This is a genomic window from Pirellulales bacterium, from assembly GCA_035533075.1.
In the GTDB taxonomy this organism is placed as follows: domain Bacteria; phylum Planctomycetota; class Planctomycetia; order Pirellulales; family JAICIG01; genus DASSFG01.
On sequence record DATLUO010000174.1, the window covers coordinates 1 to 14,334 of the forward strand.

Sequence of the window (14,334 nt, forward strand, 5' to 3'; positions counted from 1 at the left end):
CGCGAACGGCGCCGGCAATTACACGATCGTCGAGACCGACAACTCCACGACCACGGTCACGGGCACGGAAAACACTATCACCGGCGATTCTTCGACGACGACCACCTCCAACGACCTGACCAGCGTGACGGAGAACAGCGAACAGCCGCGACGGCTTTTGCATTTTGGTACACAACGAAAGCGCGGAGGATCCACGTTACAAGCCGGGTGCCGAGCCAGCGCCGCCGCAAATCTATGGCCCGCCCGCGCCCGGAGGCGGAGGCGCGTCCCCCGCCGACGAAGCGTTTCGACTTCAACAAGAGCAAGAGCAGGCGCAGCAGAAGGAGCTCGACCAACAGAAAGCCGCGGTTCTGGGGGAGCTCGATCAAATGTGGGGGATCATGGTGCGATCCTATACGGGCCCGTTCGATCCCGCCCTCGATTATGCCGCTCAGCACCTTGACGTGGGCCGAATGCTGGAGCTTGAGAAGCAACTACCTAACCTTTTGAGCGACGAGGAACTGAAAGCCTACAACGAGAAGAAGGCGGGCTATATCGATGCGCTGAAGCGCGAAGCGGCATCTCGCCAGGCGACGAATAACGGCACGCAACTTGGCGTACCGGCCACGCCGTATCAAGGGACGTTCTGGGAGAACACCTTTAGGCCCGGCGGCTACATGGAGCAGGTCCTTCCGGCATTTGCGGGAGCGGGCGGCGCGGCGCCGCGCGGGCTGGAACCGATGGTGCCTCCGACGGTGAACCCCGGGCCGCGATTGTCAACGCCGAAACCGCCGAGGGGCGGCGCCGGCCCGGGCCCAACGGCCAAGGGCGCACCAGCGCGCCCCAGTTGGCGGGAGTCTGAGGTCGACGCAGGCAAGGGTCTGAATAAAGACTACAAACCTCAAAAATCATTCAAGGACGGGGAAGAGGTGCCCTACGGCACGAAAGGTAGCTCCCGGCCTGAGTACTTTAAACCTGGAGCGAGTTTGGAAGTAAAGAATTATGATGTAACGACCGCCCAGGGGAGGCGAAACGTCGCCAACAACGTGAGTGAACAGGCAATCGAGCGGAGTAAGAATTTGCCCGCCGGGACACGGCAAACTGTTCTTATCGACGTGCGGGGTCAGAAGGTCAGCAAGAAAACGCTGGATCAGCTTGCGGAGGATATAGTGGTAAAGTCTGGTGGCACGCTGACGCGCGGTGATATAAAGTTCAGAACGAGATAGGTGATAGAATGACGATCGCCATTCGATCCGCGGGAGAGATTAAGGAGCTTGGTGGAAGTGATTTCGTACATTCTTTTTTCTCTACCATCAGTTATCATTTAGAGCCCGATGGGTGGGGGACAAGATATCCAGTTCTCATGAACGCACTATATCAGGGACAACTCAGCGCTGAGGATGCCGGCGCAGCCCTAGAAGAGCTTGCGGACGTTCAAATGCGTCTCAATCAGTTCCCTCCCTCGGACGTCGTCTGGGATATAGACGACTTAGCCGCTACCCCCCCTTGGGGAAGAAATATCAGCAGCGACATTACTAGCTTAGGTAACTACTTCGTCACAAGTTCTGGATCCGACCTTATAGACGTGCTTAGAGAGTCGATCAGCCGACTAAGGTCTAGCGGTGGTATCGCGAGGCTAGAATCCTTTTGATAGATGAGAAAAGGGGCCGCAGCTGGATTCCATGAGGCGCCCACGGGGGCCAGTAGCGTCGGGACGAGCTCGCGGCGCATCGTGATCTTTGGCAACCTACATTCAGCCAACCAGCCGTTTGGGATTTGATCGGCTGCGTCGGCACCGGTCGCGAACAACGATCGGCGCCGACGCGCCGGTCGAGACCGACAAAAGCCGGAAGAGTAGCAACGAGATCACCGACAGCACCAGCGCCACCGAAACCAACCAGACCTTCACGGCCGTCAGCAGCGGCACCACGCTCGGCACCGACACGACGCAGCGGAGCGGCAACTCGGTGCTGGGCACGTATTCGCTGACCGAGACGAACTCGACCACGACGAGCACCGCGCAGACGGACACCAACCAGACCGACACCAGCAACAGCACCGCCAGCGAGTTCGACAGCGGCACGACCACGGAAATCGGCGACGAAATCTACGGCAGCCTGAACAGCGTCGAGACGGGCGCGGCGGCGGCGACGCTCGTCAGCATCGACTACAACCAGAGCCAGACGATCAGCATCTCGCAGATCGACGACGGCACGACCAGCACGACCGTGCTGGGCAACAGCATCAGCCAGGGCAGCAGCGGCACGAGCTACGACACGGACACCACCAGCGTGTTTCCGGGGGAAGAGAACCTGGGGAACCTGGTGGGTCCGCCCGTGTTGGCCGTCACGGCCACGGAAACCGACACTTCGACCGACAGCACCACCTTTTCGGCCAACGACGTCACGGGCTTGTCGTTTACCAGCACGCACGAGGTCGACACCGTCAATCGCCCCGAGACGATCTCGCACGTCTCGTCGGAGAGCAACGGCGGCAAGTATTCCTGGACCACGATCGACAGCTACGAGAGCACGAACGCGATCACCGGCGGCTTCAGCCTGAACGAAACGAGCAGCGGCTCGCTCTCCAACTACGAGACCGACACGAACTCCGGCCTGGCGAACAGCAACACCGAGACCGGCACGACCAGCGGTTACACGGCGGAGACCGGCAGCCAGATCTTGGGCAGCTTCACGCTCTCGGAGACCAGCGACACTACCACCACCGTCGTCGAAACCGACTCCGTCGGCGCGATCACGACCAGCGCCACGACCACGGCCTACGATTACACGAGCGCCAGCGCCGCCGGCAACGACGTGACGGGGGCCGAGAGCACGGCCGAGCAGGGCCTTTCCAGCGCCACGCTGGCCAAGACCGACAATTACGGCTCGGGCGACACCGACAACGTGACGATCGCCACCAACGGCTCCAGCTCGTCCATCGGCAGCGACAACACGATCACGGGCAGCTTCACGCTCTCCGATTCGAGCGACACGACGGTCACCACCGCCGACAGCGGCACGCGGGCCGGCAACAGTTACAGCGCCTATTCCAGCGATGTGACGACGGCCAGCGGAACGGAGATCGGCGATTCCATCACCGGCGCGGTGGCGACGGGCGAAACGACGACCGAGAGCGACAGCCTGACCGACGGCGGCACGAACAGCACCGGCAATTACACGATCGTCGAGACCGACAACTCGACGACCACGGTGACGGGCACGGAGAACACGATCACCGGCGACTCGTCCACGACGACCACCGCCAACGACCTGACCAGCGTGACGAAGACGAGCGAGCATCTGTCGGGCACGATGCTGCAGGTGTCGAGCGACGTGACCAGCCTCAGCAGCAGCGGCAACGAGACGGCCAACACGATCACGGGCGCCTACGTCAGCACGGCCTACGAGTTGGAGACGAGCTCGCTCACCGAGAGCGGCCTGAATTCCGGCGGCAGTTTTTCGCTCACCTCCACGACCCGTTCCTCGCCGACGATCACGGAGAGCGGCAACACGTTGTCGGGCGACTACACCTTCAGCGAGGCCCAGACGCAGGGCTACACCTTCAACGAGAGCGACGCCAGCGCCTCGGGCGGCACGACGACCAGTTTCCAGATCACCGAAACCGGCGGCAAGCACGACGTGCTGACGCAGACCGGCAGCCACGTGACGGGCGGGTACACCTTGGCCGACCCCGGCACCGACAGTTACACGATCGCCGAGACCGGCGGCACCAGCGGCGGTGGTGGTGGCGGCGGCAGCATGAGCGGCAGCGGCTCCAGCTCCAGTTCCTCTTCTTGGGGCCTGACGCTGACGGGCGTCGACAACTACACGACGACCGAATCGGGCAACGAGTTGAGCGGGGCGTTCAATCGAACGACCAGCGGCGGCGGCAGCGACACTTTGAGCGAGAGCGGTTTGGGCAGCTACAACCCGCACCCCACCACCGGCTACACGCTTTCGGAAAGCGGCAATTACCTTTCGGGCCAGCTTTCGCTGACCGAGACGGGCACCGACCGTTACTCGTTGATCGAGGCTTTCAACAACGCCTCGAACGCGGCGCTTGCCAACGGCAACGGCCCCGGCGACCTGGATTTTTCGCCCGTCGGCGCCCCGATCGTCGTGGGCGGGGTGTCTTACTGGGGCACCGGCCCCGCCGCCAACCTCGACGCCAACGCGGCCGACTCGGCCTTCAACGAGCTTGGGCTGCAATTGCTGCACGAATACTGCTGGGCGGGCGATCAGGCGACCATGGCGAACTTCGAGGACGATCGCCGAATCGACTCCTCGCGCCGGGGCCAGTCGGTTTTGACGGCCAGCGAGCACGATCCCGAAGGGCCGCGCTACTTGGGCGAGGTCGGGGAGTTCTTCGAAAACGGGCGGAAGCACGTCGTCAACCTCTACGTCGAAGGGCGGCTCTTCCGGCCCACGCCGAACCACGGGATTTACGTCCGCCAGCGCGGCTTTGTTCCGGCGGGCGAATTGAAACCGGGCGATCAACTGCTGACGAGCGACCACCGCTGGGTGAAGGTTTCGAACATCGTCGACAAAGGCGAGGTCGTCCCAGTGTTCAACCTGATGGTCCCCAACGGCCACACCTATTTCGTCGGCAGCAACAACCGCGACGGCTTTTGCATCCTCGTGCATAACCAGAGTGCGCCCGCGGTCCGCTCAGCGCCTGCCTATCGCCCTGCGCCCGCGCAGCCCCCTGCGCAACCAGGACGGCAAGCGCCACGGCCGGGGCAATCGCGCCCGGGCCAAGGTGCGTCACCCGGCGCCGGCACCGGCGCCGTACCGCCCGGCGGGGTGAACACGATTTCGGTTCCTCGGCGCGACATGCACAAGTACGAAGGCGCGCAACCGATGGGTTTTCCATCATGGGAAGCATGGCAAGAAGCCAGGAACGCATACGTTGCAGATCGCGCCAAATATGGCCAATCGCTCAACCACGAGCCGACTGGGGGTGAAGTGCTCGGATGGATGGCCGGTCAGATCCGCAACCGAACGAACTCTCAGGAGCGCCTTGACAAGGCGAAAGAGTTCGCGCGCGCCAGCGGCATGTCGGAGGCTCAGATCGATGACGTCCTCAGTGGGCCCCATGTTTCGGTGCCCGGACAAGAACCGGATCCGGTAAACGAATTGCTGAATGCGGCCAGGCGCAAGGCGGCGGAGCAGGAGGCGGCGAAGGCAAAATCCGGGGATCCGGGGGCCACGGCAGCAAAGAATCCCGCATTGGGCGGCGCTCCGTCGCGCGCGCAAATGCTTACCGCGGGAGGCAAGAAACCGCCCACGGGTGGAGGCAGCGCTGTGGCGACGGGAGGAATGGACCCAGGGGACGAAGGCGAGAATGCGCCGCGCCCGAACATCAAGACAAATCTTCCCGATCGTGTTACAAAGGAGCTTCCGGAAGGTGAGACGCGGACGCCGGAGGAGAATTCCAAAGCGCGGAACTTTTTTGAGCGTAACCGCGACGCCGCGAGGAAGTGGTGGTCGGACCGGAACGGCGGACGAGAGTGGCCTGAAGATTCGACGCACGACTCGCATCCTCGCGCCCTTAAGGATGGAGGCGACCCTCTTTTTGTTGAACCTGGTTATGGCGGTCCTAATAGCGATCATAGCATTCCGAGGCCCCCTGATGGCCAGACTGATGCGCAGCGTTGGGGTAAGCAGGGCGGTCGCCCGAGGAACGAATGAGGTGGAATATGTTCGAGTGGCTTGACGAGGAATTGCGGGCGGTTAGGACGCCCCACTTTCATGAGGTTGATGGTCCCGCGCCCCGTGAACTTCGGCGCGCAGTTAAGGAGTCGGACAGACCTTTGCCGCCATCCTATAAGGAATTTGTGATTCGGTTCGGAAACGCGCGCCTATACCGCTGTTCAAATTGGTATAAGATCGAGATTTATGCGTCACCTCGCGATGCAACAAGTGAAAGCGCGGAGACTTTGACGAATTTCGGTCGGATACCAGGCGCGTTGGCGTATTTCAAGGATGACTTGTTGGTTGAGGGCACCGAGTCCGCGGTATTCGAATGGCACGGTCCAGAATTTGGGTTTAGGCAAGCGGCTAATGGGTTTGAGCAGTGGTTGGAGAAAAAACACCGCGCCGCTCGACGATCGTTTTCAAAGAGCAAATGGCAATCAATCCTAGCAGGGCCGGCGCCATTTTCAAAAGAGGAAAAGGCAGTTGTTGAGGCGCGCAGGCATTTTCACTGGCGCGTCATCGGTATCGCTGAGAATGGCGACCTCCAATTCGAGGTGAAGAATCGCTCAAATATGGCATTGCCGTACCTCACGATTGGTATTCGGCGCAAGGGGGGAGAACCGTTTGGCGGTGTGAAGCTACCTGTGTCAGGAATTCAGCCCGGCTCAGGCGCGGTTGTGGAGGTTGACTGCTACAAGCAGTCGCATGCCCCAGAGGACGTCGAACCGTTCGAGAAGCCTGACCCGGAGCCGGCGCTACGTGACCTATATTGGGAATTCAAGCAAATGCCGCGCACGGAAAACAGCTCAGAGTGATTGTTTGAGGGGCGGGCGTTTGGCCGGGGGCAGCAAACGCGCACGGTCCAATTTGCGAATCTACAGAGGCAGCCATGAGGGGCCAGTAGCGTCGTGGGAGCGGAAAACGGGTCAAAACGATTTGTTTCGAGCGGGGCCAGTAGCGCCGCGAGGAGGCTCGCGCCGCGTCGTGTTCTTTGGCAATCCATTCATCAGCCAACCAGTCGTGAATTGACCGACCGGCTGCGTCGGCACCCGCCGCTCATCGCGGTCGGCACCGACGCGCCGGCCGGCCGTGCGCCTGCGTGTTTCGCGCTCCTTCGCATTCTTCGTGCTCTCGGAAAACGACAGCACCAGCGTGTCGTCGATCGAGAGCGACGTGAACCAGACCGACACCACCAGCGTGGCCAGCAACGGCAGCCAGTACATGACGGCCACCGAGACGGGCAACGAAATCACCGGCGACTACAGCCGCGGCGAACAAAACAGCGGCACGCTCACGCTGTTGACCAACGAGACCAACCAGACCCTGTCGGTCTCGGCCAGCGAGGTCGATGTCAGCAGCGACAACCCCTCGACGAGCGGCAACTCGCTGTACGGCGATTACACGCTCAGCGAGAACAGCGGCGACTATAGCTCGGCCAACGAGGTCGACAACAACAGCTTCGGCGGAGGAAGCGACGTCAGCAGCCAGACCGCGCTCGACCAGAGCAACTCCAGCACCAGCGAAGCCGGCAACGAAAACTGGGGCGCCTATAACCGCAGCGTGACCAGCAGCGAACAATCGACCACCTACCTGCTCGAAGGCAACCAGACCGACACCACCAACAGCACGGCTTCGCAGAGCTCCACCGACAACCAGACGCAAAGCGGCAACTCGATCGTGGGCGACTATACGCTCAACGAGTCGGGGACCGACGACGGCACGACCTATGGAACCGATACCAACCAGACCGACACCACCAACAGCACGGCTTTCGACGGCTCCAGCGATAGCCGGACGAAAACCGGCAACGAGATCTTGGGCAACTATACGCTCAGCGATCGCGGCACCGACGGCGGAACGACCCACGAACTCGACGTCAATCAGACCGATTCCACCAGCTCGGTCGATTACCCCTCGACCAGCACCACCAGTTACGAAACCGGCAACGAAATCACCGGCGCGGACGACACGAGTCAAAGCGCCTCCGGCACCGACAGCTCCAGCGGTACGGAAACCAACCAGAGCCTGACGATCGTCACCAGCGCGTCGGCCATTTCCAGCGACGACAGCCAGACGAGCTCCAACGACATCACCGGGAGTTACACGCTGGCCGATACGAGCCAAAGCACGACCACGACGTCGGAAACCGACACGAATATCGCCGACTTGCCCGGCACCGCCGCCCCGGTCGACACCACCACCAGCCTCGACGTCTCGAAGACCTCGACCACTTCCTACGAAACCGGCAACCAGATCGTGGCCAGCGCCTCGACCAGCGAAACCGACCAGAACACCGACAGCAGCACCAGCAGCGAGACCAACCAGAGCCAGACCGTCCATCAGACCATCACCTCGAGCGAGACCGACACGAGCCAGAAGAGCTCCAACGAGATCACCGGCAGTTACACGCTGGCCGATTCGGGCCAAAGCACGAGCACCACCTGGGAAACCGACAGCAACCAGACCGACACGACCAGCTCGTTCGACTTCTCGACCGCCTCCACCACTTCCCAGGAAACCGGCAACACGGTCAGCGGCTTCAGCTCCGCCAGCGAAACCGACAACACCACCGACAGCACGAGCAGCGCGGAGACGAACCAGACGCTGACCCGATTGACGAGCGCCACGACGATCGGCAGCGACAGCAGCCAACAATCGACGAACGACGTCACCGGCAGCTTCACGCTGAGCGATTCGAGCCAAAGCACGACCAGCAGTTGGGAAACCGACGCCAATCAGACCGACACGAGCAGCAGCTTCGAATTCTCGACCGCCTCCACCACTTCCCAGGAAACCGGCAATCAGGTCACCGGGTTCAACTCCAGCGGCGAGACCGACAACAGCACCGACAGCACGAGCGGCGGCGAGACCAACCAGACGCTGGCCACGCTGAGCAGCGCCACGTCGCAGGAAACCGACTCCAGCCAAGAAAGCAGCAACGACATTACGGGCAGTTTCACCTTGGCCGAGTCGAGCGACACTTCGACGACGACCTGGGAAAGCGGTGCGAATACGCCGCTGGTGGGCGGAGTGCCCGACCCGGCCCTGGCCGACGCCACGAGCAGCAGCGAGTCTGCCAGCGAATCCACCACCACCAGCCAAAGCGGCAACGAGATCACCGGGCAGTACGTGACCAGCACCTCCAACTACACCACCGACAGCACGAGCGGCGGCGAAACGGACCAGACCGACGCCGTCACCACCACCGCCACGGCCAGCCTCAGCGAAACCGATCAGCAAAGCGGCAACTCGCTGGTGGGCAGCTATACGCTGAGCGGTTCCAGCGGCGGCACCACCTACACGCGGGAAACGGAGAGCAACCAGTCGCTGTCGAGCACCAGCAACGACACCACGACCACCTCGAACGCAAAACGGGTCAGAACGATTTGTTCGGAGGGTGCCAGTAGCGTCGTGAGGGGCTCGCGGCGCACCGTGTTCTTTGACAATCCATTCATCAGCCAAGCAGTCGTGAATTGACCGATCGGCTGCGCCGGCGCCGGCCGCTCATCGCGGTCGGCGCCGACGCGCCGATGGCCCTTGGTGCGATTCGGGCCAGACCAACGGCTGGGTGAGCGCCGAAGACATCAAGTACATTGAAGACGTGCTGGCCAAGCAGAACAGCGTGGCACACGACGAGTCGATCAGCGGCGCCTTTTCGGGCAATTCGGCCGACGACACCACCGACGCCAGCGACTGGAGCTCGACCCGCCAGCACAAACAGGGCGAACGGGTCAAATCGGGAAGCGCGGTCAGCGACGGCGGAACCTATACGCTGCTGCGGTTGGCCGGCGACTCGGAATCGGAGACGATCGGCACGAACTTCAACAGCGGATACGGCGCCGGCACGCGCAGCCAGGCGGCCAGCGGGAACACCTTCGGCACGTATTTCGAGAACGGAACCTACAGCCTCACCAACGGCGTCTCGGCTTCTTCGGCCGCTTACTTCTCGGCGACGTTTTCCAACCGCCAGGAGAACGACAAGGAAATCGCCTCGGCGGCGAACGACCCAGCCACGAGCTGGACCTCGATCTTCAACGCCAGCCAGAGCACGAGCGACTGGCGAATCGGCTCGAAGAATGTCTCGGCCGGCGTCGTCACCAGCGGCGCGGAGGGCTTCCTGACGCTTCAAGGCACGTCGGCCACGCGGACCTTCGACGAGTCGGCCGACCAGTGGGCACCCAGCATGTCAGGCTCGGTGTGGAACGACTGGAGCAGCGTCGCCTGGTACCTGACCTTGATGACGATCGACCAAGTGGCCACGCCGCACGGCTCCCTGGTGAACTGGCCTGGCCCGCCGAACAACGTCGACCCCTCATCGACGGCCCAGGTGAGCGAAACCACCACGGCCAGCAGCACCGTCACCGGCGTCACGACGACCAGCAACGGCGCCGGCACCACGAACTCGAATTTCAGCACCACCAACACCTTCAACGACTCGGCCTATCTCAGCAGCCAGTCGCGCTCGATGAACTCCAGAAACTGCGGGCCCCGCTCGTCGGCCGCGGCGCGCGGGTGCGCGGCCTTCTGCCGCCAAAACTCCTGCTCGTTGGCCGCGACTCGTTGGCCGCCAAATGAAACGCTTCACGCGGCGTCGGCCGTCCGTTCGGACCGCGATCGACGATCACGAAGCTTCGCAGGTTGGTGACCAGCACGATGCCGTAGGTCTTAAGGTATCCGGCCACTTGCCGGCTGTCGGCGATGGCCATCACGTCGGGCTTCATTCCCTTGACCTCGATGGCGCCGCGTTCAAGCCGAACACGCCCAAAATCGAGGGCGCCACGTCGATTGGTGCTCGACCATCCTCAGGCGATCGTTGCTCCGGGTGCCGGCCCCGGCGTCTCCTCGGCCACGGAATAGGTCTCGCTGTCACGGCCCGTATAGGCCAGGATCAACTCGGCCAGAAAGCCGATGGAGATCAGTTGTCCGCCGAGCAACAACGACGCGACGGAATAAATCAGCGCGGGACGCTGGTGCAGCGGAAGCTGATCGTCGGCGGGCCACCATTGGCCCTTGATCCAATAGGCGGTCAGATAGGCCAGCCCGATGAGGCCCAAGGCGAAGAAGCCCAGCCCCAGCGCGCCCAGGGCATGCTGCGGCCGCTGGCCGAAACCGGTGAGGAACTTGACCGTCAGCAAATCGAGAAAGCCCCGCAGGAAGCGGCGCACGCCGTACTTGGAATGGCCGAACTTGCGCGGCCGGTGCTGTATGACCACCTCGCCCACGCGAAAGCCGCGGGCGTGCGCCAGCACCGGCACGAAGCGGTGCAACTCGCCGTACAGCCGCACCTCGCGAAACACCTCCCGGCGATAACACTTCATGCCGCAGTTGTGATCGTGCAAATGCACGCCCGTCAGGCTGCTGACCAGCCAGTTGAACACGCGCGAAGGAAACACCTTGTGCCAGGGATCGTGCCGGATTTTCTTCCAGCCGCTGACGACGTCCAGCGGCCGGTTCATCTCTTCCAGAAATCGTGGAATTTCGCGCGGGTCGTCCTGCAGATCGGCGTCGAGGGTCATGATCAGCTCGCCCCGCGCGGCGCGAAAGCCGGCACTCAGCGCCGCCGCCTTGCCGAAGTTGCGGCGAAATCGCACGCCATGCACGCGCGCGTCACGCGCCGCCAGGGCCGCGATGGTCGGCCAGGAGCCGTCGGTCGAACCGTCGTCGACAAACACCAGGTCGAGGTCGTAGCCGTGCTGGCGGGCCACCTCGTCCAGCTCGCGATAGAGGTTCTCCAGGCTTTCGGCTTCGTTGTAGACCGGAATGACCGCGGAGAGCATCGCAGGGCGACAAGTCGGGTGGGAGTCGGCGAAAGGACAGTGCTGATTGTGACTAGGCCGCCCGCGATCGTAAAGCGGTGATGCCAGGCGTCAGGCGTTCAGGGTTCAGGGTTCAGGGTTCAGGGATATTCGAATTGACCTTCGACTGTTGCCTGTTGCCTATTGCCTGTTGGTGGGCCGGCGCTCGCAAGCTCGCTGGTCCCACCCTACGGCCTTCCTGAACCCTGAACCCCGAACCCTGAACCCTACGGCCTTCCTGAACCCTGAACCCCGAACCCTGAACCCTGAACCCTTTCACGTCGGCGCTCGCAAGCTCGCTGGTCCCACCCTACGGCCGCTCGTGCGGCATAGCGGGCGTAGAGGCCCATCGAGAGAAAAAGACACAGGTTGCCGGCCATCTCGCAGCCCTCTTCCAGCATCACCTCGGCTTCGCCTTTGTTGGGAACGATCCATTCCAGCTCGGCCAGCACCGCCAACGCATAGAAGCCCGCGGTCGCCAGCAGGGCCAGCACCGCATCGGGCACGCGACGCATTTGCCAGACCAGCCCGCAGCCGACGAAGGACAGCACGAGTCCGTAGCCAATCACCCACCAGACCGTGCCATCGCCGTGCAGTCGATGCCCGGTGCCTTTCGACATCAGCTCCTTGAAGGCTTCGTGCAGGCTGGCGCACTCGTCGACGCTCATCACCAGCCAACAGGCGGCGGCTGCCAGCAGCGCGGTCGGGGCATCGGCGCCGGGCGTGCGGCGTCGTATTAACCAACCCGTCAGGGCGGCCAGCGAGGCCAGTTCGAGCGTGGCGCACGAGAACCAGACCGCCAGGCTCCCTTCGCCTTCGAGATCGAAGGCCGCCACGCGGCCATCGGTGGTCATCGACGCCACGGCCGGCATCCAATTGTGCAGCGATTCGAGTACACCGATGACCGCCAGTCCGGCGCAGGCAAGCAGCGCAAACGTGCGATGTCGTCGCGGCACAAGGTCGGTGAGGCGCAACTGTTGGTCCAAGGGCATGACTCCGAAAACGTGGCCGGGAATGATAACTTGGCACGCCGTTTGGCGTAAGAGAGGTTCGATCGGCCTTGTCGGTTCGCAACGAAACACGTAGGGTGGGACCAGCGAGCTTGCGAGCGCCGGCCCACCATCGCTAGGCGTCAGGCATCAGGCATCAGGTTGTTAGTCCTGACGCCTGAAACCTGACGCCTCAAATCGGTGGGCCTGCGCTCGCAAGCTCGCTGGTCCCACCCTACCTCGGTTGTCCAGTCGTTTCCAAAACGCCAGCGGGCCCACGCCCACGCCACAATTTCGTGCGATTAACACGCCGTTGTTTACTGACGCTCTCGGCGGGCGCCGGCCTGGGTGTTTCTGCCGTCGGGGTGCTGCACGCCGCCACCCGCGATACAGTCCGCCTGGGACTGATCGGCGCCGGCGGCCGCGGCCGGCAACTGGCCAACACCATTCGTTGGACCGAGCTTGCCCGGCGTTGCGGACAGATTGTGGCGGTGTGCGATGTCAACCGAGCACGGGCGGAGCGTGTGCGCGACGAATCGTGCCCGAAAGCCGCGATTTGCGACCATTATCAGGAACTGTTCGACCGCGGCGACGTGGAGGGCGTGATCATCGCCACGCCCGATCATTGGCACACGCCGCTGCTGCTGGCGGCGCTCGACGCGGGCCGAGCGGTCTATTGCGAAAAGCCGCTCACGCTGACGATCGCGGAGGGGCAGCTCCTCGTGGACCGCGTGCGCCGCACCGGCGGCATGGTACAGGTCGGCACTCAGCAGCGAAGCGACTGGCGTTTTCGCACGGCCTGCGAGCTGGTGCGCAATGGGCGGCTGGGGCAAATCAAGCGGGTCGAAGTGACCCTGCCGACCGGCTCGCTACCGGCCACGGCCAAGGGCGGGCCCTTTCCGAATTGCCCGGTGCCCGTCGGGATAAACTGGGATGTTTGGCTCGGCCAGGCGCCGTGGGCTGATTTCTGCAAGCAGCGTTATGACCCGTTTCGCTGGTGGTTCGAGTACAGCGGCGGGTTCATGACCGATTGGGGCGCACACCACCTTGATATCGTGCATCGGGCCTTGGGCGTCGAGCACGGCGGACCGGCAAAGATCGACGCCCGCGGGCGGCTGCCCCAGATTGCCAACGGCTATAACACGCCGCGCGAGTTCGCGGTCGACTATGCTTACCCCGGCGGCGTGGCCGTCCGCGTGAAGGTGAGCGAGGAGGAGAACGGAATTCTTTTCAAGGGCGACGAGGGGCGGATTTTCGTCAACCGCGGCCGGTTGGCCGGTAAGCCCGTGGAGCGGTTGCGACTCGATCCGCTGCCGGCCAGTGCCGTGCGGCTCGACAATGAAACCCGCTACTGGGGCACGGCAACCTATATCCACCTGCGTGAATTCCTGGACTGCATTCGCACGGGCAAGCAGCCCATTTCAGACGTCATCAGTCAACACCGCTCGGCGGCAGCCTGCCATCTGGCCAATATCTCGATGCGTCTGGGCCGCGCGTTGCAATGGGACAGCCGGCGCGAAGAGTTCTTAGGCGACGCCGAGGCCGATTCTTTGGTCAGTCGCGGGCAGCGTGCCGGGTATCGGTTTGGGTGAACCCTACATTGCTTACCGCCGGCACAACCGGTTGTTGGGCGTCGGGAAACCTGCTGTAGCCGTCACTTATGGCGTAAACAGCGGCGAAGCCGTTCAAGCGACGAACCCGGCGGCGACGATGCTCGTAAGGCAGCGCAGGGTGGTGTCCTAATAGTGTGTTGCTCGTGTGCAAAGAGACACTAACCCGAAGCGTCAGCGAGGCAGAATCACCGCATTTCCTCGCTTACGCTTCGGGTTAGTGTGGGCCAGCAACACACTATTTGGACACTACCCAGCGCAG

At 62.9% G+C, this 14,334-nt stretch carries 8 protein-coding genes; 6 read left to right on the top strand and 2 right to left on the bottom strand.

Annotated elements, in window-relative coordinates; translation table 11 throughout:
* The first annotated feature begins 164 nt into the window (after positions 1-164).
* The 5 genes from VNH11_21430 (at position 165) to VNH11_21450 (ending at position 10,323) form a co-directional block, all read left to right on the top strand.
* Positions 165-1,205 (top strand): hypothetical protein, encoded by a 1,041-nt coding sequence (locus tag VNH11_21430; protein HVA48943.1) that lies wholly within the window; start codon positions 165-167, stop codon positions 1,203-1,205.
* 513 nt (positions 1,206-1,718) lie between these two features.
* Positions 1,719-5,672 carry a Hint domain-containing protein gene (locus VNH11_21435; protein ID HVA48944.1) on the top strand — a complete coding sequence of 1,318 codons (3,954 nt, stop codon included), beginning with the start codon at positions 1,719-1,721 and terminating at the stop codon, positions 5,670-5,672.
* Positions 5,673-5,680: 8 nt separating this feature from the next.
* Positions 5,681-6,493, top strand: coding sequence for a hypothetical protein (locus tag VNH11_21440; GenBank protein HVA48945.1), 813 nt, complete (start codon positions 5,681-5,683; stop codon positions 6,491-6,493).
* Between the two features lie 310 nt (positions 6,494-6,803).
* Complete coding sequence (locus tag VNH11_21445; protein ID HVA48946.1) at positions 6,804-9,155, top strand: hypothetical protein; 2,352 nt, start codon at positions 6,804-6,806, stop codon at positions 9,153-9,155.
* A gap of 91 nt (positions 9,156-9,246) precedes the next feature.
* Positions 9,247-10,323, top strand: coding sequence for a hypothetical protein (locus tag VNH11_21450; GenBank protein ID HVA48947.1), 1,077 nt, complete (start codon positions 9,247-9,249; stop codon positions 10,321-10,323).
* A 157-nt stretch (positions 10,324-10,480) separates the two neighbouring features.
* Here the strand turns inward: VNH11_21450 and VNH11_21455 are convergent, their stop codons facing one another.
* Both VNH11_21455 and VNH11_21460 read right to left on the bottom strand, forming a co-directional pair.
* Entirely contained in the window at positions 10,481-11,455 is a 975-nt protein-coding gene (locus tag VNH11_21455; protein ID HVA48948.1) for a glycosyltransferase family 2 protein, read from the bottom strand.
* A 245-nt stretch (positions 11,456-11,700) separates the two neighbouring features.
* Positions 11,701-12,459 carry a hypothetical protein gene (locus VNH11_21460; GenBank protein ID HVA48949.1) on the bottom strand — a complete coding sequence of 253 codons (759 nt, stop codon included), beginning with the start codon at positions 12,457-12,459 and terminating at the stop codon, positions 11,701-11,703.
* A gap of 299 nt (positions 12,460-12,758) precedes the next feature.
* On the opposite strand from VNH11_21460, the gene VNH11_21465 reads away from it, so the two are divergent.
* Complete coding sequence (locus VNH11_21465) at positions 12,759-14,054, top strand: Gfo/Idh/MocA family oxidoreductase (GenBank protein HVA48950.1); 1,296 nt, start codon at positions 12,759-12,761, stop codon at positions 14,052-14,054.
* Positions 14,055-14,334: the final 280 nt, after the last annotated feature.

Excerpts from the sequence above, each read along its gene's own strand:
- VNH11_21440 (HVA48945.1), top strand. The coding sequence starts at position 5,681 with ATGTTCGAGTGGCTTGACGAGGAATTGCGGGCGGTTAGGACGCCCCAC.
- VNH11_21455 (HVA48948.1), bottom strand. The coding sequence starts at position 11,455 with ATGCTCTCCGCGGTCATTCCGGTCTACAACGAAGCCGAAAGCCTGGAG.